The sequence below is a fragment of the Sphingomonas sp. genome (assembly GCF_050725575.1).
Taxonomy (GTDB): domain Bacteria; phylum Pseudomonadota; class Alphaproteobacteria; order Sphingomonadales; family Sphingomonadaceae; genus Sphingomonas.
In genome coordinates, this window is record NZ_JBOHHW010000008.1 from 135,510 (window position 1) to 159,907 (window position 24,398).

General features: G+C 64.6%; 21 protein-coding genes. 11 read left to right on the forward strand and 10 right to left on the reverse strand.

What is annotated here, in order from left to right:
• Positions 1-106: 106 nt before the first annotated feature.
• Genes ACRECS_RS08170 through serS form a run of 3 tightly spaced genes read right to left on the reverse strand, consistent with a single transcriptional unit; the run spans position 107 to position 3,262 of the window.
• Positions 107-1,183 carry a peptidoglycan DD-metalloendopeptidase family protein gene (locus tag ACRECS_RS08170; protein WP_431582464.1) on the reverse strand — a complete coding sequence of 359 codons (1,077 nt, stop codon included), beginning with the start codon at positions 1,181-1,183 and terminating at the stop codon, positions 107-109.
• Positions 1,184-1,220: 37 nt separating this feature from the next.
• The gene (gene surE, locus ACRECS_RS08175) at positions 1,221-1,985 is read right to left on the reverse strand and encodes a 5'/3'-nucleotidase SurE (RefSeq protein ID WP_431582465.1); all 765 of its coding nucleotides are present in this window, start codon (positions 1,983-1,985) and stop codon (positions 1,221-1,223) included.
• A complete protein-coding gene (gene serS, locus ACRECS_RS08180) occupies positions 1,985-3,262 on the reverse strand; it encodes a serine--tRNA ligase (protein ID WP_431582466.1) in 1,278 nt (425 codons plus the stop codon). The genes surE and serS overlap by 1 nt, the downstream gene beginning before the upstream one ends.
• Positions 3,263-3,357: 95 nt before the next feature.
• Between serS and ACRECS_RS08185 the strand changes: the two genes are divergently transcribed.
• The 6 genes from ACRECS_RS08185 (at position 3,358) to ACRECS_RS08210 (ending at position 8,055) form a co-directional block, all read left to right on the forward strand.
• Complete coding sequence (locus ACRECS_RS08185) at positions 3,358-3,798, forward strand: host attachment family protein (protein WP_431582487.1); 441 nt, start codon at positions 3,358-3,360, stop codon at positions 3,796-3,798.
• A 96-nt stretch (positions 3,799-3,894) separates the two neighbouring features.
• Entirely contained in the window at positions 3,895-4,539 is a 645-nt protein-coding gene (locus tag ACRECS_RS08190) for a hypothetical protein (RefSeq protein ID WP_431582467.1), read from the forward strand.
• Between the two features lie 553 nt (positions 4,540-5,092).
• A complete protein-coding gene (dksA, locus tag ACRECS_RS08195; protein ID WP_431582468.1) occupies positions 5,093-5,560 on the forward strand; it encodes an RNA polymerase-binding protein DksA in 468 nt (155 codons plus the stop codon).
• Between the two features lie 88 nt (positions 5,561-5,648).
• Complete coding sequence (locus tag ACRECS_RS08200) at positions 5,649-6,026, forward strand: PilZ domain-containing protein (RefSeq protein WP_431582469.1); 378 nt, start codon at positions 5,649-5,651, stop codon at positions 6,024-6,026.
• 158 nt (positions 6,027-6,184) lie between these two features.
• Entirely contained in the window at positions 6,185-6,706 is a 522-nt protein-coding gene (locus ACRECS_RS08205) for a hypothetical protein (RefSeq protein ID WP_431582470.1), read from the forward strand.
• Positions 6,703-8,055, forward strand: a complete 1,353-nt coding sequence (locus ACRECS_RS08210) for a S41 family peptidase (protein WP_431582471.1) — start codon at positions 6,703-6,705, stop codon at positions 8,053-8,055. Before ACRECS_RS08205 ends, ACRECS_RS08210 begins: the two co-directional genes overlap by 4 nt.
• Before the next feature lie 89 nt (positions 8,056-8,144).
• Here the strand turns inward: ACRECS_RS08210 and ACRECS_RS08215 are convergent, their stop codons facing one another.
• Entirely contained in the window at positions 8,145-8,300 is a 156-nt protein-coding gene (locus ACRECS_RS08215; protein ID WP_187764229.1) for a YdcH family protein, read from the reverse strand.
• Positions 8,301-8,549: 249 nt separating this feature from the next.
• On the opposite strand from ACRECS_RS08215, the gene ACRECS_RS08220 reads away from it, so the two are divergent.
• Entirely contained in the window at positions 8,550-8,747 is a 198-nt protein-coding gene (locus ACRECS_RS08220) for a YdcH family protein (RefSeq protein ID WP_187763404.1), read from the forward strand.
• Between the two features lie 115 nt (positions 8,748-8,862).
• Complete coding sequence (locus ACRECS_RS08225; RefSeq protein WP_431582472.1) at positions 8,863-9,324, forward strand: DUF1465 family protein; 462 nt, start codon at positions 8,863-8,865, stop codon at positions 9,322-9,324.
• 321 nt (positions 9,325-9,645) lie between these two features.
• Here ACRECS_RS08225 and ACRECS_RS08230 read toward each other — a convergent pair whose 3' ends face one another.
• Entirely contained in the window at positions 9,646-10,605 is a 960-nt protein-coding gene (locus tag ACRECS_RS08230; protein WP_431582473.1) for an NAD(P)H-dependent flavin oxidoreductase, read from the reverse strand.
• A 119-nt stretch (positions 10,606-10,724) separates the two neighbouring features.
• On the opposite strand from ACRECS_RS08230, the gene ACRECS_RS08235 reads away from it, so the two are divergent.
• Positions 10,725-13,328, forward strand: coding sequence for a M1 family metallopeptidase (locus ACRECS_RS08235; RefSeq protein WP_431582474.1), 2,604 nt, complete (start codon positions 10,725-10,727; stop codon positions 13,326-13,328).
• Positions 13,329-13,390: 62 nt separating this feature from the next.
• On the opposite strand, the gene ACRECS_RS08240 is transcribed toward ACRECS_RS08235, so the two are convergent.
• The 4 genes from ACRECS_RS08240 to ACRECS_RS08255 form a co-directional block, all read right to left on the reverse strand.
• Positions 13,391-16,351, reverse strand: coding sequence for a YadA-like family protein (locus ACRECS_RS08240; RefSeq protein ID WP_431582475.1), 2,961 nt, complete (start codon positions 16,349-16,351; stop codon positions 13,391-13,393).
• A 533-nt stretch (positions 16,352-16,884) separates the two neighbouring features.
• The gene (locus ACRECS_RS08245) at positions 16,885-17,286 is read right to left on the reverse strand and encodes a BLUF domain-containing protein (protein WP_431582476.1); all 402 of its coding nucleotides are present in this window, start codon (positions 17,284-17,286) and stop codon (positions 16,885-16,887) included.
• A 96-nt stretch (positions 17,287-17,382) separates the two neighbouring features.
• Positions 17,383-18,489 carry an NADH:flavin oxidoreductase/NADH oxidase gene (locus tag ACRECS_RS08250; protein ID WP_431582477.1) on the reverse strand — a complete coding sequence of 369 codons (1,107 nt, stop codon included), beginning with the start codon at positions 18,487-18,489 and terminating at the stop codon, positions 17,383-17,385.
• Positions 18,490-18,548: 59 nt separating this feature from the next.
• Positions 18,549-19,073 carry a gamma carbonic anhydrase family protein gene (locus ACRECS_RS08255; RefSeq protein ID WP_431582478.1) on the reverse strand — a complete coding sequence of 175 codons (525 nt, stop codon included), beginning with the start codon at positions 19,071-19,073 and terminating at the stop codon, positions 18,549-18,551.
• A 195-nt stretch (positions 19,074-19,268) separates the two neighbouring features.
• On the opposite strand from ACRECS_RS08255, the gene ACRECS_RS08260 reads away from it, so the two are divergent.
• Together ACRECS_RS08260 and ACRECS_RS08265 are read left to right on the forward strand one after the other, a co-directional pair.
• A complete protein-coding gene (locus ACRECS_RS08260) occupies positions 19,269-21,461 on the forward strand; it encodes a TonB-dependent receptor (RefSeq protein WP_431582479.1) in 2,193 nt (730 codons plus the stop codon).
• Positions 21,461-22,522, forward strand: coding sequence for a PepSY-associated TM helix domain-containing protein (locus tag ACRECS_RS08265; RefSeq protein WP_431582480.1), 1,062 nt, complete (start codon positions 21,461-21,463; stop codon positions 22,520-22,522). The genes ACRECS_RS08260 and ACRECS_RS08265 overlap by 1 nt, the downstream gene beginning before the upstream one ends.
• Before the next feature lie 6 nt (positions 22,523-22,528).
• Here ACRECS_RS08265 and ACRECS_RS08270 read toward each other — a convergent pair whose 3' ends face one another.
• Positions 22,529-24,106, reverse strand: a complete 1,578-nt coding sequence (locus tag ACRECS_RS08270; RefSeq protein ID WP_431582481.1) for an ABC-F family ATP-binding cassette domain-containing protein — start codon at positions 24,104-24,106, stop codon at positions 22,529-22,531.
• Positions 24,107-24,398 lie beyond the last annotated feature (292 nt).

Below are 24,398 nucleotides of genomic sequence, written 5' to 3' on the forward strand. Positions count from 1 at the left end.
AGTGGCCACCCAAACAAGCTGTTCCAATATTTTATTGTTATATATCAATGTATTATTGCAAATAGCTCCACTAACTAGGCAGGATTGTGAAGACCCCGGCCATCAATCACTGCCCCGGCAATTGCCCCAGCGGATCGACCGGCGTGCGGCCTTTGCGCATCTCGAAATGCAGCTCGGGGCGGTCGGCGAAGCCCGAATCGCCCGACATCGCCACGGTCTGGCCCTTCTTCACCGCCTGACCGCGCTGGACGAGCAACTGGCTGGCATGGCCATAGACGGTGGTCCAGCCATCGCCATGCTTGAGGATCACCAGCCCGCCAAGCGCGGCGATCTCATCACCGGCATAAGCGACGACGCCGTCCGCCGCGGCAAGGACCGGAGTGTCGATCGGCACCGCGATCTTGATGCCGTTATTCTTCTCGCCGCTTGCGCCCGGACCGAAGCGGCCGACCAGCCGGCCATGGACCGGCCAGGCAAAGGCGCCGCGCAATCGCGCCGGCTCGGCAATGGCGGCATTCGACGGCAGGACACGGCCCGACGACGGGGCCGGGCGGGCCGGGCGCTGATGGGCGGCCAGCGCCGGCTCGCCGCCGGTGAGGATGTCATCGACGTCGAGCCGGAAGGCGGCGGCGCGCTCCTCTATGCTGGTCTTGCCCGACGACGCTGCCGGAATCAGCACGCGCATGCCGACGCGCAGGACATAGGGCTCGACAAGGTCATTGGCGGCGATGATCCGCGACCAGTCGATGCCATAGGCGCGGGCGATGGCGATGCCGGTCTCTCCCGCCCGGACGAGATGATAACGCCCCGCCGGAATTTCGAGTTGCTGGCCCGGGCGAATCAGGAATGGCGGCCGCAAGCCATTGGCGCGCGCGATCGCCTCCGATCCCGAACCGGTGCGGTCGGCGATGCCGCGCAGCGTGTCGCCGGACCGGACGGTGTAGATCATCGCGCCGATCAGGCGCGCATCGGCGGTGACTGGACGCGCCTGCCAGGCGGGCGGGGCGCTGGGCAGCTGCTGGACGCCCTCATCGAGGCGATGGCGTTCATAGCCGTCGTCCGGGCGTGGTTCGTCATAAATCGGATAATGTTGGCGCTCCGGCCGATCCCCACCCGGAATGCACGCGCCCAGCAACGACAGCGCTGCGAGCGGCGCGAAGCCGCGTCCGATACTTCCCCCCATGAGCCTTCCCCCAAACCAGCCCCCCGGCTGGTTACCCCTAGGTAAACGCCATGTTCAGCATGTCGAGCGATTCATGATGGGTCAGATCGAGATGGAGCGGCGTAACGGCGATAAAACCCTCGGCAATCGCCTCCAAATCGGTTGAATGTGCCGGAGTCTCCACCGTCGGGCCAAGCGCGAACCAGTGATATTCATAGCCACGCGGGTCGCGATTGGTGACGATCTGCAACCGGCCATAATCGCGCAGGCCCTGGTTGGCGACGCGGATGCCCTTCACGTCCGCGGCGGGCCCGGCCGGGAAATTGATATTGACCAAAGTGCGCGGCGCGAGCGGCGCATCGATCAGTGGGCGCAGCACGCGCTCGCCCCAGGCGATAGCGGCCTCGAACGGCACCGTGTCGCCCATGCCCTCGCGGCTATAGACCTGGCTCAGCGCGATCGAGCGCACGCCGGCCAGCGCACCCTCCATCGCGGCGGAGACGGTACCGGAATAGGTCACGTCCTCGGCGAGATTGGCGCCGCGATTGACTCCCGACAGGATCAGGTCGGGCGGGCTGTCCTTCATGATCCGCGCGATCGCCATCATCACGGCGTCGGTCGGCGTGCCCGCAACGGCGAACCGCTTGTCGCCGTGACGGCGAATGCGGATCGGGCGGCTCAGGGTGAGCGAATGCCCGGCGCCGGATTGCTCCTCCGACGGCGCGACGATCCAGACATCGTCGGAGAATTTCGCCGCAATGTCCTCCAGCACCTTGAGGCCGGGGGCATGATAGCCGTCATCATTGGTCAGCAGGATGCGCATCAGGCGGCTTCCAGCCGGTTCATTCCCTTGAGATAGGGTTGCAGCACATCGGGGATCGCGACCGAGCCATCCTCCTGCTGATAATTCTCCAGCACCGCGACGAGCGTCCGGCCCACCGCCAGGCCCGACCCGTTGAGCGTGTGCACGAAGCGAGTCGCCTTCTCGCCCTCGGGGCGATAGCGCGCGTTCATGCGCCGCGCCTGGAAATCGGTGCAGGTCGAGCAGCTCGAAATCTCGCGATACTGGTTCTGCCCGGGCAGCCAGACTTCGAGATCATAGGTCCGTGCCGCGGTGAAGCCCATGTCGCCGGTGCACAGCTTCATGCGGCGGAAGGGCAGGCCAAGCGCGTCGAGCAGCCCTTCGGCGCACGCAGTCATGCGCTCATGCTCGGCTTCGGACCTGTCGGGGGTGACGATCGAGACCATCTCGACCTTCTCGAACTGGTGCTGGCGGATATAGCCGCGCGTGTCGCGCCCCGCGGCGCCGGCTTCGGAGCGGAAACACGGCGTCAGCGCGGTGAAGCGCAGGGGTAGCTCGCCTTCGGTCAGAATCTTGTCGGCAACGATGTTGGTCAGGCTGACTTCGGCGGTCGGGATCAGCCAGCGGCCGTCGGTGGTGCGGAACAGATCCTCGGCAAATTTGGGCAGCTGTCCGGTGCCGAAGACCGCATTGTCGCGGACCAGCAACGGCGGCACGCATTCCTCATAGCCATGCTGTCCGCTCAGCGTGTCGAGCATGAATTGCCCGAGCGCACGGCTGAGCTTCGCGGCCGCACCGCGCACCAGCGTGAAACGCGTTCCGGACATCGCCGCGCCGGTCTCGAAATCGAGCCCAAGCGCCGGGCCAATCGCATCATGCTCCTTCGGCGCAAAGGTGAAGGTCGTCGGCGTGCCGTGCGTATGAACCAGTTCGTTGCCGACTTCGTCATCACCCTGCGGCACATCGGCGAGCGGCAGGTTGGGCAGCGCGGCTAGCTGGCCGTTCAGCGCTTCACCCAATTCCTTCTCCTCGGCCTCGATTGCCGGCAGCCGTTCCTTCAGCGCGGCGACTTCGGCCATCAGCGTGGCAGCGGTCGCCTCATCCTTCGACGCCTTTGCCGCACCGATCGCCTTGCTCGCTTCGTTGCGGCGCGCCTGTCCGGCCTGCGCCTCGGTGATCAGCGCGCGGCGGCGCTCGTCGAGGGAGACCAGTTCGGCGGCATGCGGCGACAGGCCGCGCTTCGCCAGCGCGGCGTCAAAGGCTTCGGGGTTTTCGCGGATCAGGCGGATATCATGCATGGCGGCAGGCTATGGCGGCGCGGCGGACGACGCGCAACCCGCAGGAAGGCCGGTGCGTTACCCTGACCAATATCAACGATCGGAAAGGCCATTTCATGCAGGTTTCGCACAACGCCGTCGTCCTCGTCGTGGATGGGCGCAAGATGCTGTTTCTGCGCAACGAAGGCGATGCGGCCCATCCGAATCTGGTGGTCGAAAATGCCGTGGAGCAGGTCAACCCGTCCGATGGCGAACAGAAGACCGACCATGCCGGGCGGTCATCATCGAGTGTCGGCGGTGGTCAGAATTCGATGCAGGAAGTGGATTTCCACCAGCAGGAGGAGGACCGCTTCGCCGCCGACACCGCCGATCTGCTCAAGCGCCGCGCGCTGGCCAATGATTTCGAATCGCTGATCATCATCGCGCCGCCCCGGACGCTGGGCGAATTGCGCAAGCACTATCACAAGGAAGTCAGTGCGCGACTGACCGCTGAACTCGACAAGGATCTGACCGGCCATCCGATCGACCGGATCGAGGCGGCGCTTCAGGCCGCCTGACAAGAAAAAAGCCCCCGCGCGGTGCGTGGGAGCTTTTTATTCCTTTGGGCTTCGAGCGGATATCAGGCCGCGATCGCCGTCTTCTTCGCGAAGCGTTTGCGCGCCACAAGAGCGGCTGCCGCGGCACCAAACAACAGGACCATCGGCGGGGCCGGAACCGGCGACGGTGTGCCGCCGGTACTGCCCGTGCTGCCATGGGTGCTGCCGCACCGGCGACACCAGCCGCTTGAGCCCCAGCCGCCATTGCTGCTCCAGTTGCCCGAGCTGGTGGACGAGGAATTGCTGCTGCTGGTCGACGCGGAGGTCGATGCGGACGTCGATGCCGATGTCGAAGAGGAGGTCGAGGTCGAGCCGCTGCTGGTGCTGGTCGATGTCGAGCCGGCGCTGGTGCTGGAACTGGTCGACCCGCCGCTTGATGTGGACGAAATGACGATCCCGCCGCTGCCGCTCGAGCTGCCACCGCCGAAGAAGCCGCCGCCAAAGAAGCCGCCGCCGCCGCCGAAGCCACCGCCGCCAATCACGGCCGCACCGCCGCCGCCACCGCCGCTAATCGGCATTTCGCCGCTCGATCCGGCAAAGGCCACGGGGGGGAGGGGGATGGGCGCACCCTGGCTGGTGACCGTGACCACCGCAGGCGGACAGGCCGCACGGGTTTGCGTGACGACTCGGCGCACCTTGCTCACCGGGCGCTTCACCGCCACGCGGCGAACCACGCGCTTGGTGACCGTCTTGGTTGCGTAGACCTGTCGCGTCTTCGCACCTTCAGCGACGTGCACCGCACCACCACCGATGAGCGCGCCACCGCAAGCGCAGGCGCACAATTTTGCCAAGGCCATCCGCACAGACATGATGTCACTCTTTCGTTACTGGTCCGGCTGCACCAGATCCGGATCCATCGCAGCTGGATTGCCGCTATTGCCCAAAGGGACCAACAAACTATTAAGTTCAAGCTCGTTAACCATTGTTCGAGCGTTGAAATGACGAATTCATGGCGTTGCTGCGTCATTAGTTTCGTTAACGTGCCAAGCCGGCACAGTTCACTGGTTAATACTAACCATGTGTTAAGGATGATGGTTAATGGCGGAGGCCGGCCGGAACCCGGCCATGATCGCGCGGGTTCACAAAAGTGCAATCGGATGGCGGCTAAGGGCGCGTCGAAAACAATCGAACCATTTCAGTGAGTCGGTTGCTTGTGGTGTGAGAACGGCATGTCTATAGGCGCGAACATTACTGGGGCAGGACAGGGGCGGTCCAGAGGTGCGCAAAGCACCGTGTCGACCGACAGGAGAGTGGGATGGCGACGGTCTTGAATCGATTGGACGACTCCGAAGAACCAGGCGCCATTGCGGCGAACAGCGCAGCTGACGGCTATCGCCCCAGCGCGGATGAGCCGTTTATGAATGAGCGCCAGCAGGATTATTTCCGCGGCAAGCTGCATCAATGGAAGGACGCGATCCTGCGGGAGGCGGCGGGCACGCTGACTCAGTTGCAGGTCGATTCGCTGCGTGAGGCCGATCTGACCGATCGGGCCTCAAGCGAAACCGACTGGTCGATCGAACTGCGCACGCGCGACCGTCAGCGCAAGCTGATCGCCAAGATCGATGCCGCGCTGCGTCGCATCGATGAGGGCGAATATGGCTATTGCGAAGTGACCGGCGAGCCGATCTCGCTTGCCCGGCTCGAAGCCCGGCCGATCGCAACCATGACTGTCGAGGCGCAGGAACGCCACGAGCGCCACGAAAAAGTATCGCGCGAGGACTGATTCTGCGCGGTTTGCGCAATCTCTTAAGCGATTCGATACGAATTTCTGGTCTATCGGGTGTCGAACGGAGGTTGGCGCGAGCACCCATATGGACCAGTTGCCTTATGATCCTTTTAGCGGGCTGGCCGCTGACGACCCGACGCGCAACCGTAACGAGGCGCGCGACAGCCTGTTCCTGATGGCTGATTTCCGAGTCGCCGGCAGCAACGAGATTCAGCATGTCCGCGTTCGCAACCTGTCGGCCGGCGGTCTGATGGCGGAGCTGGCCAATGGCTTGCCGCAAGGGCTTGAGGTCGAATTCGACGTTCGCGGGGTCGGCTGGGTATCGGGTAAAATTGCCTGGTCCGCCGCCGGCCGAGTCGGCGTTGCCTTCTCGCACCCGATTGATCCGATGCTGGCGCGCAAGCCGGTCGGTCAGGGTACCCAGACGCCGGTTTTCGTGAAGCCGATTCTGACGCGGCGCTGAGCCTTTTCGAAAAGCGCGGCTACCGGCCCCAGGCATCCGCGCCTGCCGATGGCAGGCAAATCTCGGGGCACATCTTCAAATCGGCATGAATCGGAGCCGTCCGGAACAGGCGGAAAGTTGCGCTTGCGAAAAATGTAACAGCACTGTTATATCCCCCAATGGCCGGCAGCAAACTCACCCTTGGCTCACAGCTTCGTCACCTGATCGACTTGCTCGATGGGGCCGTCGAAAAATCCTACCGGGATGCCGGGCTCGACTATCGGCCCCGGTACACGCCCGTGGTGCGAGCCCTGGTTTCGCTGGGTGAGGGGTCAGTGGCGGCGCTTGCCGCGCAGACCGGGCTGACTCATTCCGCGATCAGCCAGACCCTAGCCCAGATGGCGCGAAACGACCTGGTCGGCTTGCGCAAGGGCGCGGATGCACGGGAACGAATCGCAATGCTGACGCCGCGGGCGCTGGCCTTGCTGCCCGCGCTGGAGCGGCATTGGGCGGCAACCAACAGGGCGGCGAGCGGGCTCGACAGCGAGCTGACCGCGCCATTGTCGCATATTCTGAACGAAGCCATCCGGGCTTTGGCCGTTGACCCCTTTGGCGACCGCATCGACCGGGCCCGGCATGATCTTGAGACAATCGAACAAGCAGCCGCGCCGGCCGCGTCGAGCAACAGGAGAGATCCATGAAGTTTTACCATCTTGCCATTCCCCTGCTGGCCATTCCCCTGCTGATCGTCGCCGCGGAATCGCCGCTTGTCGCGCAAATGGAGCAAGTCCGGGGTGCCGGGGCGGAGCAGCGCACCCTTGCGCCCGCGCAACGCGATGCAGCGCTGGACGCGATCGCTAAGGCGCTTCCGGACACCTATGTCTTTCCGGAAAAAGTGCCATCGATCCTCGCCCGGTTCGCTGAGCAGCGTCGTGCGGGGCGCTATGACGTTGCCGATCCTGCGGTGCTCGCTGAGCGGGCGACCGAGGATCTGCGGACGGCCAGCGGCGACCGGCATCTCTATCTGCTCTACAATCCCGAACAATATGCGGCGGCGACGACAAAGAAAGCGGCCACCGCGACGCCGGGACCCGATACCCAAGGCTATGAGCAGCGCCTGGCGACCCGCGACCATCACGGATTGACCGAACTCAAGATCCTGCCCGGCAATATTCGCTATCTGAAGCTGACCGAGTTCCAATGGGTGCCGGACGTGACGGGCACGATCTATGATGAGGCCATGCGCTTCCTGAAGGATGGCGATGCGGTGATCATCGACCTTCGCGGGAATCCCGGCGGGTCGCATGGCGCGGTCCGCTATCTGGTCAGCCATTTCATGGATGGCGATGTGCTGGAATTGACCTTCCTGGCCCGGGGCAAAGCGCCTGAACAGTCGCGCACGTTGGATCATGTCCCGGCCGGGCGACTGACGGGGAAGCCGCTCTATGTGCTGATCGACGGCGGCGTCGGTTCGGCGGCGGAAGCGTTCGCTTATGACGTGCAGCAGTTCAAGCTTGGGCAATTGGTCGGTACGAAGACCGCCGGGGCCGCCAACAACAATGATTTCACGCCGATCGCGCCGGGCTTCATGTTCAGCATACCCACTGGGCGCCCCGAACACGCCGTCAGCCACACCAATTGGGAAGCGGTCGGTGTCAGCCCGAGCGTCGGGACGCCGCCGGGCCAGGCATTGATCACCGCTCAGTCGCTCGCGCTCGCCCGTCTCGGCGAAACGCCCGGACTGCCACGAGATCGCCGGGCAGAATATGACTGGGCAAAGGTCGCGGTGGACGCGCAGCTCCATCCGGTTTCGCCGGAGCGGGCGCAGTTGCAGTCGTTTGTGGGCCGATACGGCACCAACGATATCACGCTGGTCGACGGGGCGTTATCGCTCGGCCGCCCCGATCGCCCGCCACGCAAGCTGATTCCCCTGGCGAACGCGCTGTTTGCCATTGAGGGATCCGATAAGCTGCGCGTGCGCTTCGGCAAGAATGTCATGGAAACCACATGGATGGGCGATCCGGTGCCGCGCACTTTTCCGCGGAACTGATGCCGGCGGAATGATCGGATGTGGTGATGTTATGAGGCGGATGGCCGCCTGACCCCGCGCGGGCGAACCCGCGCGAGGGAGACGCACGACTATTGTGTGGTCATTTCCTCTTTGACGCGAAGTTTCTGCTTCTTGAGCGCCGCCAGTGCCACGGTATCGGGGAGTGGGCGTTGCGACTCGGCTGCGATCTTTTGATCGAGCACGGCGTGCTTGGCCTCAAGTGCCGAGAAATGCGCAGTTTGCATGGAAGAAAGCCTCCTTCTTTGCTGGGCGGGGGAATGATTGAAACACGTCCTTGACGAATTGTCTTCATCGAATTTTCCGACAATCGATATGCCGAGGCGATTTGCGGGCCAGGCCGTGCAAGCGCCCCAAATGCGCCCCAAAATGCGTTGCGTTCGTCGCCCACCCGCCCGGGCTGCCCGCCCGTGATGACGACCGTTGCCGGTTCCCGGTCCGCATTCTAAGGGTGGCGCGCAGGAAATGGGGAAAAGATGGACGACACGCAGATCGCCAAGCGCCTGGAAATCCTGCGCATCGAGCATCGCGATCTCGACTCCGCGATCGGCGCGCTGTTCGAAACCGGCTCAACCGACCAGCTCCAGCTCGCGCGGCTGAAGAAACGCAAATTGCGGCTGCGTGACGAGATCGGCATGCTCGAGGATCAGATGATCCCGGATATCATCGCCTGAAACCTTACCGGACGCGCACATTGCTCCGCTTTGGGACGCATTCGGGGAGTAGGGCGCGCAAAAGATCGCAAAAGATCTATGTCGTTAACAGCTGGTTTATGTCACCGTCACGACCATGCAGGGCTTTGCCTCCGACGCGCGGATCCACCGCAGACTGATCGACACCCTTTATGTCGATGCGATGGTGCTCGCGGACGAGGCGCGCAGCTATTTCGATGAGGGCGGGCGCGAAGAGCGTGAAACGCTCGATCCATTGGCGCGGGTGTCCTTTTCGTGTGAATCGCTGAAGGTCACCACGCGGCTGATGCATATCATCGCCTGGCTGCTGACGCAGCGCGCGGTCGATGCCGGCGAATTGCAGGCGCGCGACGCGCTCGATCCGTCGCGGCGGCTTGGCCCCGCACCGATGAGCGAGACCGCCGCGATCATGGCCATGCCGCCTCAGGCGCAGGCGCTGATCGCGTCGAGCACTGAACTCTATCGCCGCGTCGCACGGCTCGACGATGCCCAGGCCGATCAGCAGGTGATGGAAAGCCCGGCCCGGTCGATGTTCGACCGGCTGGCGACGGCGTTCTGATCGACGGATCGCGCACCGCCCGCCGCGGGAGATGTCAGGCAGATTGATCCATAACATCTCTTAACAAGTATCTGATATACCAATGAATTATGTGACAATCTCACCGCGGCGCCCGCGGTGAGATATCGGACATTCCTGGTGTCCCATATCTCCTGGCGCGCCTCCGCAGGGGCGCGTGCGGCGATTCAAGCATGACGCGAAATCGGGCATATCATCCCGTGCCGGACTGACGCCGGCGCGCTCTTTCTCAATGTCGAAAACAGCCTGACCGCTGCGCCGCCAGCGCAATGGCCGCGCATGTCACTTCAGCCTGTAAAAAGATCAGGCGGCGAGCCGGGTCCGTGCCGCGAGATATTCGCGCTCCAGCCGGTCCACCCGCACGCCGACCGATTCGACCGCGGAGACCGCGCCAATACCCTGGCCGGCGCCCCAGATTTCCTTCCACGCCTTGGCCTTGCTGCCATTGCCGCCGCCGAAATTCATCGTCGACAGATCGCCCTCGGGCAGATTGTCCGGATCCATCCCGGCCGCCTCGATCGAGCTGCGCAGATAATTGCCGTGCACCCCGGTGAACAGGTTCGAATAGACGATGTCAGCGGCCTTCGATGCGACGATCGACTCCTTGTAGCGCGATTCGGCATTGGCTTCGTCGGTCGCGATGAAGGGCGAGCCGATATAGGCGAGGTCAGCGCCCATCGCCTGCGCCGCCAGCACGGCGTCGCCGGTCGCGATCGAGCCGGACAGCGCGAGCGGCCCGTCGAACCATTGGCGGATTTCCTGGATCAGCGCGAAGGGCGACAGGCGCCCGGCATGGCCACCCGCGCCGGCGGCGACCGCGATCAGGCCGTCGGCGCCCTTTTCGATCGCCTTGCGCGCGAAGCGGTCGTCAATGATGTCGTGCAGCGTGATGCCGCCCCAGCCATGCACCGCGGTATTCAGGTCCTCACGCGCGCCAAGCGAGGTGATCACGATCGGCACCTGCCATTTGGCGCAGGTCGCGAGATCGGCTTCGAGGCGTTCGTTCGAGCGGTGGACGATCTGATTGACCGCGAACGGCGCCGCGGGCGAATCGGGATGGTCGCGGTTCCACGCCGACAGTTCCTCGGTGATGCGGTGCAGCCATTCGTCGAGCTGCGCCTGGGGCCGGGCGTTGAGCGCCGGGAAGGCGCCGACAATTCCCGCCTTGCACTGGGCAATGACCAGGTCGGGGCCGGAGATGATGAACAACGGCGAACCGATGACGGGCAGGCGCAGGCGCTGCAGGATGGTGGGCAAGCTCATAAGCCCGTTTCATAGCGCAACTGAAATGGCTGTCCAGCGGGGGAATTGCGTGCACCTTGCCAAGCTGCCCGAACATATTAAGGGGCCAACGCACGAGATAATATATCCTTGAGGTTGCCATGAAGATTGTTCCTGTTGCGCGGGTCGCGTCGCTCCTGCTGCTGTCCGTTTCCGCGCCCGCGCTTGCTGCGGGACAATTGCCCAGGACAGTCGTGCCGGTCGCCTATGACATCACGGTCAAGCCGGATGCCGGCGCAATGACCTTCACCGGCAAGGAAACGATCAAGGTCGAGGTGACTGAAGCGACTGACGTGATCACGCTCAACGCGGCCGATCTGGTGGTCGACTCGGCGACTTTCGACGGTGCCGCCGTGACCGTGAAGCAGGACCAGAATGCGCAGCTGCTGACGGTGAGGCTGCCCAGGGCGGCGACCAGGGGCATGCATGTGCTGACGTTCAGCTGGTCGGGCAAGATCAACGAATCGCCGCTCGGCCTGTTCGCGATCGACTATAAGAACCCCGACGGCAGTGCGGCGCGGATGCTCGCGACGCAGTTCGAGGCGCCCGATGCGCGCCGCTTCGCGCCGATGTGGGACGAGCCCTCGTTCAAGGCGACCTTCACGCTGTCCGCCGAGGCGCCGGCGAACCAGCTGACCTTCTCCAACATGCCGGTGAGCAAGACTGCCAATGTTGCGGGCGGCAAGAAGCTTTATACCTTTGCGACGACGCCGAAAATGTCGAGCTATCTGCTGTTCCTCGGCATGGGCGACATGGAACGCCGCACCGTCATGGCCGGCAAGACCGAGATCGGCGTGATCACACGTCGCGGCGTGGCCGGCCAGGGGCAATATTCGCTCGACGCGGCGAAGAAGCTGCTGAGCTATTACAACGACTATTTCGGCCAGCCCTATCCACTGCCCAAGCTCGACATGATCGCCGGGCCGGGCGGCAGCCAGACCTTTGGCGCGATGGAGAATTGGGGCGCGATCTTCTATTTCGAACAGGAATTGCTGTTCGATCCGGCGCGCGCGACCGAGAGCAACCGCCAGCGCATCTACACCGTCGTCGCGCATGAAATGGCGCACCAATGGTTCGGCGATCTCGTCACCATGTCGTGGTGGGACGATCTGTGGCTGAACGAGGGGTTCGCGTCGTGGATGGAGGGCAAGGCGAGCGCCGATCTCAACCCGAGCTGGAATGCGAAAGCGGCGCTGGTCGGGACCGAGCGGGAAGTCGCGCTGGGCGCGGATTCGACCGCGGCGACGCACCCGATCATCCGCAAGATCGAGACCGTCGACCAGATTGGCGAGGCGTTTGACGGCATCACCTATCAAAAGGGCCAGGCGGTGATCGCAATGCTCGAGGCGACCCTGGGGCCCGATGTCTTCCGCGACGGCATCCGCCGCTACATGGCGAAGCATAAATACGGCAACACCGTCACTGACCAGCTATGGGACTCGATGGCCGAGGCGGCGGGCAAGCCGGTGGCCGACATCATGCATGATTTCACGCTGCAGGCCGGGGTGCCGCTGGTCACGCTGACCGGCGCGACCTGCGCGAACGGCACGACCAGCGCGACGCTGACGCAGGGGCGATTCGGGCTCGATGCCATTTCGAAGCAGCCCCAGACCTGGCGCGTGCCGCTGCGGATCGGCGTGGTCGGGCAGGATGCGACAAGCGCGATCGTGCAGGGTGCCGCGCCGGCCTCCGTGAGCGTCAGGGGCTGCGGCACATTGGTGCTCAATCAGGGCAAGGGCAGCTATCTGCGCGCGCGCTACGATGCCACCGGCCATGCCGCGATCGTGCGCGATTTCCGCACGCTCGCGCTGGCCGACCGGATCGGCACGCTGGGTGATGATTATGCGCTGGCGATGAGCGGCGACCAGGATCTGGCGCTTTATCTCGAACTGGCCGGCAAGGTCCCGGTCGATGGTGATCCGCTCGAATGGACCATGCTGGCGGGCCAGCTCGGGCGTCTCGGCGAGCGGTTCCAGGGCACGCCGCTGGAGGACAGGCTCAACGCGCGCACCGTGGCGATCATCTCGCCGGTGATGCAGCGCGTCGGCTATGAGGCAAAGGCCGGCGAATCGCCGCTGGTGACCAATTTGCGCGAAACGCTGATCGGTGGCCTTGGCGGCATTGGCGATGCCGGCATCGCGGCGACGGCACGGCGCTATGTCGCGGCGCTGGCGACCGATGCCAACGCAATCCCGCCGGCGATCCGCACGCCGATCCTGCGCACCTATGCCGCCAATGCCACGGCGCCGGAATGGGAGGCGTTGCTGGCGATCATGCGTGCGGAGAAGAACCCGGTAACGCGCAATTCCTATGTCCGGCTGCTCGGCGGTGCGCGCGATGCGGGGCTGGCGCAGCGTGCGCTCGATCTGATCAAGGCCAATGAGCTGAGTGCGCCGCAAAAGGCCAGCCTGTTGCGCTCGGTGGCGAGCAAGCATCCCGAACTGGCGTTCGATTTCGCGCTCGCCAACTTGCCGCTGGTCGACAGCTTTACCGAGGCGAGCAATCGTTCGACCTATATTGCCGGGCTGGGGGGCGGGTCGAACGATCCGGCGATGCCCGCGAAGATCACCGCCTATGCCGAGAAGAACCTGCCCGAAGCCGCACGCGGCGGGGCGGCGCGAGTGGTCGCGAGCATGGCGGCGCGGCGGGAGGTGGCCGAACGGCTGCGGCCTGCGGCCGAGGCCTGGGTGGCTGCGGCCAAGTAGGGTCGAACGGGGAGCCGGTAACCGGCCCCCCGTTCTTCGATCGCGACCTTAACCCGGCGGGACTACCAGCCGAAGGTTACGCCGACCCGGCCGCCGCTCGATCCCTTCACGGTCGATCCGGCAAAGCCGCCGCTGACCCAGATATTATCGGTCACCCGTGCCACCGCGGCGCCCGAAAAGCCCTGTTGTCCGCGATAGGTTGCCAGGTTGAACGACACCGCGATCGTGCTGTCGGGCGGCAGCAGCGTGCCGCCGAGCGCCATCGCTGCGGCGATACCGCCATCGGCGCGACGCAGGCCGCGCTGTAGCCCCTTGTCGAGCGCGCCGACGCGCAGCTCGAGCTGGGTCGCGCGCCCTTCGAGTGCGGAGGCCCGGCCCTCCAGCGCCGTCGTGCGCCCATCGAGTCCCGCGAGCGTATCAATGTTCAGCGCAGCCGTGGCGAGATTGCCCAGCCCATCGGTGGTGACGAGGCTGAGCGCACCCGATTGCGCCGCGCGGCTGGCCGATGAGGCGATCCCCGACAGCGTGTGCGTGGAAGCCGCGCTGCCGAGCACGACCTGGTTGGCGCGGGTCGCGGTGGCGCCGGTGCCGATCGCGACCGAGCCGATCTGGCCGGCATTGGCGCCATTGCCGAGCGCGATCGCGCCATCACCCATGGCGGCGCTGGCGTTACCCAATGCGACCGCGCCGGTGCCGATCGCGCTGTTGTTGGCGCCCAGCGCGACCGCACCGGTTCCGGTCGCGGTGTTGGGATCACCGATCGCCACCGCGCCATTGCCCGAGGCGACATTGCCTGCCCCGATCGACACCGCCTGGCCGTTCACCGCGCGGGCGCCCGCGCCGACCGCGACCGACTGATTGCCGCCGGCGACCGCCGACGGGCCAATCGCAATCGCGTCGGTGCCGGTCGCCTGAGGAGCCGGTCCCGTGCTGTTGGCGCGGAAATAAGTCCCGTTGGCGGCGGCTGAATTAGCGGTTGCCTGAGCCGCTGCCGCTTCGGTGCGCGCCAGATCGGCGGTGCTTTGCGCCCCGGCCGCTTCGGCACGGGCGGTGTTCGCCGTTGTCTGGGCGGTGGCCGCATTGGTCAGCGCCGTGTTGGCGGTACCCTGTGCGGCCGCGGCTTCGGCACGAGCGGTATCCGCCGTCGTCTGCGCCGTGGTGATTGCGGCTGCATTGGTCGCATTGCCTGCCAGCGCCTGATTTGCGGTATTCTGCGCTGCGGCCGCCTGCGCGGCGACGGTGTCGAGCTGGCCCTTGTTCACTGCATCGGTCGGCGCGCTGCCGTCGGCGACGTTGACGATGCGGCGTTCGGCGCCGGCCTGGCCGACCGATATGGTATTGGCCTGGTCGGCGATCGAATTCGCCCCCAGCGCAACCGAGTTGGCCGCCGTCGCACTGGCGCCCGCGCCAAAAGCCAGCGCGTCGTCCTGCAATGCACTGCTGTCCCGCCCGATGGCGATCGAGTTGAGCGCGATGGCTCGAGCTGCTGAACCGACCGCGAAGCTATAGTCGCCATCGGCCAGCGCGCCGTTGGTCAGCGCAGTACCGCCACCGCCCAATGCGACTGCGGCGATACCGAAAGCGCGCGAGTTCGCGCCGATCGCTGCCGTGCCGATCCCCTGCGACTTGGCATTATAGCCGAACGAGCTCGACAGATCGGTGTCGGCCGATGATGATGCACCGATCGCGGTCGAGCGCGAATTATTGGCATAGGCGAACTGACCAACGGCAGTGGTGCTGTCAAAGGCGCCGGCCGCTCCCTCGCCAATCGCAACGGCACCGCGGCCACCGGCGGTGACGTTGGTGCCAATAGCAATCGTGGCCTCGTTGATCCCGTTGCTGTTACGGCCAAGGGCGATCGAATTGACGCCGGATGCTTCCGCATCGGCGCCGATAGCGACGGCATCGGCGGCATCTGCGCCGACCTTGGCAAGAGCGCCCAGCGCGAGCGCACGATTGGCGTTCAGCCCGACATTCGCCCCGGAACCGAGCGCAACGGCATCCTCCGCCGATGCGGTGGTGTAGGTGCTGCCGGTATTGGAAGCGCCGATCGCGATCGAGCGTGTCGCGGCCGCGGTGGCGCGGTGTCCGACGGCGACCGACGAACTGCCCGTCGCCTGAGCGATATAGCCAATGCCCGTGGCGAAGATCATCGCGTTGGCGTTGGTGCCGACGGCGGTAGCAAAGGTCGTCGCACGCGAATCGTTGCCAACCGCGACGGTGCCGCTGCTGACCGCCTCCGCACGCACGCCGATCGCCAGCGTGTCGAAACCGCTGGATTTGGCATCCATGCCGATCACGGTGGATTCACCGAATGGTGCGCGGGCGCGGGCGCCGATCGCGATCTGGCCGAATGAGGTATTGCCGGCGATCGAGTCGTCGCCCGCAAGTGCATCATGACCGATGGCAATCGTCTCGACCAGGCCGGCGTGCGCCTTGTCGCCGGCGGCAAATGCACTGCCGCCTCTTGCTTCCGCACTGACGCCCACCGCAGTGGCACCAACGTCGGTTGCCTTGCTGCCTGCGCCGACGGCGGTCGTCGAAGCTTGCGCAGCCAGGGCGTTACTGCCGATGGCGGTTGCGGCGACGTCCTGCGCCAGGGCGCTACCGCCGATGGCAACCGACCGGTCCAGCATCGCCTGGGCATTGAAGCCGATCGCGACAGCTTGCAGGCCGCTGGCGTTGGAAAAGGAGCCACCGGCGAACGCATTGGCGGCTGTGGCGTTGGCATAGGCGCCGATCGCCGTGGCGTTGGCGCGGTTGGCGATCGTCGTGCGTCCAACGGCGGTTGCACCGTCATCGCTGGCCTCCGCGCCTGTGCCCACCGCAGTCGATGCGATACCCGTGGCTTTGGCGCCCGGGCCGCAACTGGTGCTGACGGACCCTGCGGTCACGGTTCCGGCGGGAACGCCGGCGGTATTCTCGCAATTGACGTCCTGCGCATAGGCAGCGCCCGGCGAGGCGAGGGTGGCGAACAGCGCGAGTGGCGCGGCGGTGGCGAGTAGTTTGATGGATGTACGCATGAGTCAAATCCCCGTTGTGCCGAAGCGAGTTCATCGCCGGCATGATTGATTGTCTGCGACCCATGGGCACCGCATGGTTTCCTGCGGCGTCCCCCCGAACGATCAGGGCAAGGGCCCTGATCGCGTTTGCCCACCTTCGCCGCGCTCGCATGAAGCGGCGCACCGAAGTGCTGACGGGTGGCTAGACGGGGAAATTTCACCGGACCGGACACGACCCCATAAAAAGATCGGGTTCGATGATGCGTGGATGCCGCGACGCAGTAGGAATGCTGTCCTCGAGATTAAGGAAGAGCGCGCCCGCATAAGTCCGGCGAGGGATGATATGTCGGATCTTGTCATGGCTGAATCGCTGCCGGCGACAGGGCCAGAGGGAGCGGCGGCGGGAGATATGGGACACCGGAATGTCCGATTTCTTCTCCACCGCCATCTCAGCAGAGATTCCATAATATATTTATATATCAGATACTTAATCTGATGTTCGATCTCGAGGCCCGGGATGCAGGACGCGCGTGATAAGGAACCGCAGGTTTTCGTCAGCCGCCGGCCCGACCATTGTTCATCAGATCGAAGAAGGGTTTGCTGATCGATGGCGATGCCCGGGAAAGCAATCGGTGCATCTGCGCATCATAGGCGTCGGCGGGATCATTTGCGCGCCGATGGGCCATGCTCCAGCCGCCGAATTCGCGATCTTCGATGGGCCGGTCATGCAGCACTTCAAGCTGTTCGTGGCGCGTATCGACCTGGATGCGCGCGAAGGTGTCGCTGATGCTTACCTTGGGCCCCTCGATCACCTGCATGAAGTGGCGTCCGTCCGACCAGAGCAAGCCGGTAACTCCATCGATCGCATTGTTGTGACGAGATTGTTCGAGAATACCGGCAAGATCGGCCTTGTCGCCGGGCGCCGTGCTTGTGCTGATATATAGAATTTGACGCACAGCTTTTTCCTATCGCTATTCATATCGAGCTATCAGGGTTAAACCGTGATGGCGCTGACCAAGATCAATTACCTTTCATTATCTTTTATTATATGATCACGTCTTGCCGAATAGCGTCTTGAATTGGCGCGGCTGAGAGCGGAGATATTGCTTCGGCGCGACGACCTGCGCGCCAAGTTCGGCGGCGGCGTGCCATGGCCAGCGCGGATCGTAGAGGATGGCGCGCGCCAGCGCGATCATGTCGGCATCGCCGGTCGCGACAATCGCTTCGGCTTGCTCGAAATTGGTGATCAACCCGACCGCGACCACCGGCATGTGCGTTGCTTGTTTAACGGCGCGGGCCAGTGGCACCTGATAACTCGGACCCGCCGGGATCTGCTGAGCCGGGTGAAGGCCACCGCTCGAGACATGCACCGCGCTGCATCCACGCCGTTCGAGTGCCTGGGCGAACGCGACCGTCTGGTCGATATCCCAGCCACCCTCGACCCAATCGGTGCCGGAGAGGCGCATCGTGACCGGCTTGCCGGCAGGAAAGGCGGCGCGCACCGCATCGAATATCTCGAGTGGGAAGCGCATCCGGTTTTCCAGGGAACCGCCAAAGTCATCGTCGCGCCGGTTGGAGAGCGGCGAGAGGAATTGATGGATCAGATACCCGTGCGCCCCGTGCAGCTGGACGGCATCCAGACCCAGGGTCGCCGCGCGCTTCGCTGCTGCTCCAAAGGCATCGCGGACGCGGGTCAGGCCATCGCGATCGAGCGCGATCGGTGCGTTATCGCGTTCATTGAAACCGATCGGGGAGGGCGCCTGGGTCTGCCACCCATGCGGATCGCCCGGCGGAATTTGGGCCCCGCCGGCCCAGGGCACCTCAGTCGATGCCTTGCGCCCTGCATGGCCGAGCTGAATCGCAACCGGTATTGGCGACCAGCGCCGCACGCTGTCCAGCACGTGGCCCATCGCCGTTTCGGTTGCGTTATCCCATAGCCCGACATCGGCCCAGCTGATCCGCCCTTCGGGCAGCACGGCGGTCGCCTCGATCGTCAGCAGCGCAGCACCCGATAAAGCGAGCTGGCCGAGATGGATCAGATGCCAGTCGGTCATGCAGCCATTCTCGGCCGAATATTGACACATCGGCGCGATGACGATGCGGTTGGCAAGATCGAGATCGCCGATGCGAAGCGGCTGAAACAGCGCGGGTGAGGTCATGGAAGGCACTCCAGTCGGGTTTCGCGGCGGCAACGCATGAGCCGAAAGGGCAGACCCGTTCAGTCGACCCGCTTCAGGCCGGTCGCGCAGCCATGTGCCTTGTCGACATAGTGCCTTGCGGACATCAGCAGCATTGCCTGCGCATTGTCGTCGAGCTGGCGAACGGCGCGCGCCGGGCTGCCGACGATCAGGCTGCCGGCGGGGAAAGTCTTGCCCTCCGTCACCAATGCCCCAGCGCCGACAATGCAGCCCTCGGCGATCACGGCGCGGTTGAGGACGATCGCACCCATGCCGATCAGCACGCGGTCGCCGATCGTGCAGCCGTGCAGGATCGCATGATGCCCGACGGTGCAGTCGGCGCCGATGGTCAGCGGCGCGCCGGGGTCCGAATGGCACATCGCGCCTTCCTGGATATTGCTGCGCGGCCCAACGATCATCGGCGTGTTGTCGCCGCGAATGACCGCGCCGAACCAGACGCTGGCGTCCTCGCCGAGCAGCACGTCGCCAATCAGGTCGGCACTGGGCGCAACCCAGGCCCCGGCGGCCAGTTGCGGGCGTTTTCCGTCGATTTCATATTGGGGCATGCCGTCACCTTTATCCACCCCGGCCCGCAAGTGCCGCACCTGCCATCGTAGCGGTACGGTGGACCCCGGAACAAGTCCGGGGTGACGGAAAGGGTCGCTGACAATCGCGGACGTGTGCCACGCTATTGCGAATGAGTTGCACTTCTGAGGCGCTTTTGATAGCGGCGCGGCCGGGAGGACTCCATGATCCGTCGAATGTCACGTCCGCTGCCGCTGGCGGCGCTTGTTCTGCTGGCCGCGCTGCCGTCATCCGCGCTGGCCCAGGTGCTAGGCGATATTGCCGCGAGCGATGAGCAGACCGAGCCGACGGGCGATGCCGTGCCGCACGACATCGTCGTGACTGCCGCACGCACGGTCCTGCCGCCCAATGCGTTGCCGTTGACCATCGATATCATCGACAAGGCGATGCTCGACCAGCAGATCGCGATCTCCGGCTCGGTCACCGATGCGGTATCGAGCCTGACCCCGTCCTTTTCGCCGACGCGACAAAAACTGTCGGGGGCGGGGGAGTCGCTGCGCGGACGCTCACCGCTTTATGCGATCAACGGCATTCCACAATCGACGCCGCTGCGCGACGGCAGCCGTGACGGCTTCACCATCGACGGCTTCTTCGTCGACCGGGTCGAGCTGATCTATGGATCCAATGCATTGCAGGGGATTGGCGGCACCGGCGGCATCGTCAACCAGGTCACGGTCGGCGCCCCGCGCAAGGAGGGTGTGAGCGGTCGTGTGCTGCTCCAGGGCACCACTGACAGCGATTTCAACAGTGATGCGCTGGGCGGCAAGGTGGCCGGTCTGATCCAGTACAAGGCCGGACGCTTCGACGCGACGGTCGGCGCCGCCTATGAGAAGCGCGGCGTTTTCTATGATGGCGAGGGGCGCCGTGTCGGCCTCAACCTGACTCAAGGGGAAACCCAGGATACGCGGACGCTCTCGCTGTTCGGACGCTTTGGCTATGAACTGAGCGAGACGGCGCGGCTCGACCTGATCGCCAGCCGGTTCGAAATGAAGGGTGACGGCGATTATGTCGGGGTTCCGGGCAATCGAGCGACCGGCTTGCCGACCAGCGCGACGCGGGGCAATCCTCCAGGCGTTCCAGCGGCCAGCCGCACCGAAAGTGTCGCCCTGTCGCTGACCGACACCGATCTGGGCGGCGGCAATCTGGTCAGCCAAATCTTCTTCAATCGAAGCCGCGATACGTTCGGTGGCGAGATTGCAACGCAGGCGACATTTCAGGATATTCGGATTGCCCCCCTCGGGACGCTGTTTGACCAGTCACAGAATCGGTCACGCAAATATGGCGGCAAGATCAGCTACGAACGCGCCGTACCCGGTTTTGAAGCTTTGACCGCGACGGTTGGTTTCGATGCGATCTGGGATTCGACCGAGCAGCGCTTGATTGCAACCAATCGCGTTTGGGTGCCGCCAACGGATTTCCGCAGTCTGGCGCCGTTCGCCCAGGCCAATCTCGCTCTGTTCGACAAGAAGCTGCGCATTGCGGGCGGCGTGCGTTACGAGAACATCCAGATTGAAATCGACGATTACCATACTCTGGCCACCACAACGACGCCGCCGGGGGGCGTATCCGTCAAGGGCGGCAAACCCAAGTTCAAGGATGCGCTGATCAATGGCGGGGTGATTCTGGAACCGGTGCCCGGGATCCGCGCCTATGCCAGCTATGCCGAAGGATTTACCGTCCCCGATATCGGACGCATCACCCGATCGATTGGCCAGCCCGGCACTGATATCGGTAGTTTCCGCAATATCAGCCCGATCGTATCGAACAATCGCGAGGTCGGTGTTGAGATCAAGCGAGGTCCGCTCGACGCATCGGCGACATATTTCTGGTCGTCGAGCGACAAGGGCCAATTGCTGATCGCGAACCCTGATCGCACGTTCGACGTGCAACGACTGCGCGTCGAGATTCAGGGGCTTGAAGTGAATTTGGGCGTGAAGTTGCCGATCGACGGTGCGCGCGTAAGCATAGGTTATGCGCATCTCCTTGGTCGCTATGACAGCGACAAGCAGCCGGATGGCATCGTCGATACTGATCTCGACGGCACCAATATATCACCCGACCGCGTCAACCTGGCGGCGAGTTATGCAAGGGGTCCGCTTGCCGTCCGGTTGCAGACGCAATTCTATCTGTCGCGAACCTTCACCGGCAAGGCGAAGCCGCTTCGGGAGAATGATTTCGGCGGCTACGCGCTGACCGATGCGAGTATCCGCTATCAAACCGCTTTCGGTGGTCTGAGCCTGAGCGCACAGAACCTCTTCGATAAGCAATATATCGATTACAGCAGCGATACGCGGCTGGCGGGCGATCCGTTGAGCTACTTCACCGGGCGGGGACGTACATTGACGCTCGGCTGGGATTACCGGTTCTGATGAAGCTGCTAGATCTGGTCCATCGCTGGACCGGCGGCCTGATCGGGCTGGTGCTCGCGATGCTCGGTTTGACCGGCGCGATCCTGGTGCATGAGGATAGCTGGATCACGCTGCCGCACACGTCCGACACGCTGGTTCGCGATCCGGCGAGGGTCGCGGCGGTGACCGAGCGCTTGCTGACGGCGAATCCCAAAGCGAACGGCATCGTCTTCGCGAGCGAGCGCTTCGGGCTACATCAGTTGCGCGGCGCGGATGGCGCGGGCGCCTATGCCGATCAGGCCGGCGCGATCGTTACGCGCTGGTCGAGCCAGTGGGAGCGGCCCGAGCTGTGGCTGTTCGACCTGCATCATCACCTGTTTGCGGGCGATGCGGGCGAAACGGTGATCGGCGTGGCCGGCTTGTGCGCTTTGCTGTTCGTCATCACCGGCGTGATCCTGTGGTGGCGCACGCGCGGCACCTTTGCATTCCGCCTATGGCCAAAGCGGCTGAGCCGCCCGGCGATCGTGATGCAGCACCGCGATCTCGGCATTGTCGTCGCGCCGTTATTGCTGCTGTCGGCGCTGACCGGAACGATGATGATCTTCAAGCCGGTCGCGGCGGTGGTCGTCGCACCATTCTCCTCGCCCGCCGAAGTTACAGCGGCGATGGCTCAACCCAAGCTGAAAAGCGGTCCGCTGGCGGCCCGACCCGACTGGCGCGCGATGCTGTCGACGGCGCGACAACGTTTCCCCGATGCCGATTTCCGCGTCCTGAGCCTGCCGCGCAAGCCCGGTGCCCCGATCAGCCTGCGCATGAAGCGCGCCGGCGAATGGCTGCCCAATGGCCGCACCACCTTATGGTTCGACGCGAGCGACGGACGCCTGCTGGATGCGCGCGACGCGCTGGCGATGCCGGCGGGCGCGCAAGTCTTCAACGCCGCCTATCCGCTCCATTCCGGGAAGGTCGGCGGGCTCGCCTGGCGGCTGGTGATGACCGTATCGGGCCTGGCGCTGGCAATGCTCGGCAGCCTTGCGGTGTGGTCCTTCTGGTTCAAGCGGCCGAGACGGAAAAAGCGCGCCTGAGCGGTTTCACGGCAGCGCGATGCGCCGCGATATGCCGATCGCTTCGAGAAACGCCTGGTCATGGCTGACCACCAGCGCCGCCCCGTCATAGGCGCGCAGCCCGGCCTCCACCGCTTCGATCGAGTCGAGATCGAGATGATTGGTCGGTTCGTCGAGCATCAACAGGGGAGGCGGCATCTCCCCACCCAGAATGCAGGCCAGCGCGGCACGCAGCATCTGGCCGCCGCTCAATGTGCCGACGATCTGATCCGCGGCATCGGCCCGGAACATAAAACGCGCGAGCGCGGCGCGGCAGGCATTATTGTCGGCCTGGTCGTTGAGACGCGTGAAATTGTCGCGGATCGAGCTGGCCGGATCGAGCAGGCTTGCGCGTTGGTCGAGCAACGCAAACCGGGTCCCGACCCGGATGGTCCCGGTCCAGGGAGCCAGCGCGCCGGTGACCAACGCCAGCACGGTCGTCTTTCCTACGCCGTTCGCGCCGGTAATGGCAACACGTTCGGGACCGCTGATCGTCAGGGACAGGTCGCGAATGATCGGCTGACCGGGGGTATAGCCGGCCGTGACCCGATCGATCTCCAGCACAATGCGGTTGGCGGGAAGGCCGGTCGAGGCGAGCGTGACCGACATGGTGCGCAGGATTTCCACCTGCGCACGCGCCGCAGCGGCCGTGTCGGCTGCATCCGTGCGCAGCCGCTCGGCCAGCCGCGCATTCGCACCGCTGGTGCCCTCGGCGCGGTTCTTGCGCGCACCGATCAGGATGCGCGGTATATCCCCTTTTGCGGCCTTGCGCCGGCCGGCGCTGTCCTTGCGCGCCTTGCGTTCTGCGACTTCCTGTGTGCGGCGGTCGATCTCGGTGATTTGCTTCTCCGCATCGGCCAGATCATGCTCCGCCGCCGCCAGTTCGATTGCCTTGCGCTCGCGGTAATAGCTCCAGTTTCCGCCATAGCGCGTGATACCGAGCGTCGTCATCTCGACGATCGCGTCCATCGTCTCGAGCAAGGCGCGATCATGGCTGACGACGATGGCACCCGCACGCCAGCCGGCGAGCAGAGCGATCACCGCATCGCGCCCGGCCTGGTCGAGATTGTTGGTCGGTTCGTCGAGTAGCAGGAAATCGGGCTCCGCAAACACGGCTCCGGCCAGGCTGGCGCGAGTCCGCTGCCCACCCGAAAAGGCGCTCAACAGCGTGTCTGGACCGGCATCCAGTCCGACGCGGCCAAGCGCTGAGCGCATGCGTTCCTCAAGCGTCCAGTCGGCTTCGCTCAGTTCATCGATGCTGGCGAGGCCTTGTTCGGCGCGGGCGAGCAGAGCGAGTCCTTCCGTCGCGCCGAACAGATCGGCGACGGTTTCGTGTGGCGCAACCTGTACGGTCTGGCGGAGCAGGCCGATCCTGCCCGAGACGGCCAGTGTGCCGGACTGGAGCGGCAACTGACCCGCGATCAGCTTGAGCAGCGTGGTCTTGCCCACGCCATTGCGGCCGACCAGCCCCGCGCGTTCGGCACCAAAGCTTAGATCAAGGCCGGAAAAGACCGGGCGGGCGTCAGGCGTGGACCAGGCGAGATTGGAGATCGTGATGGCGGACATGGAGATGGTTTTCCCTGATGGCGGAGCGGGTGAGCGTCGCTGTCGGGGTGAAATCCATCGTCGTGCATATCCGTTTCAAGGCCGGTTTTTGGATAGTAGAGGTGCCTGGCCGCCCTTTCAAGGCGTTGCGGGAAAGGGCGGCCAGGAGACGGTCAGAAGCGCTCACTGACCATCTCTTCGCTTTTCGCCCACAGCGCTTTGGCGTGCTCGGGGTCGAGCGCATAGGCTTGCACACCGCCGCGAAGGCCCTGGCCATGGCCGATTTCAGCGACATGGCAGTCCTCGCAATAGC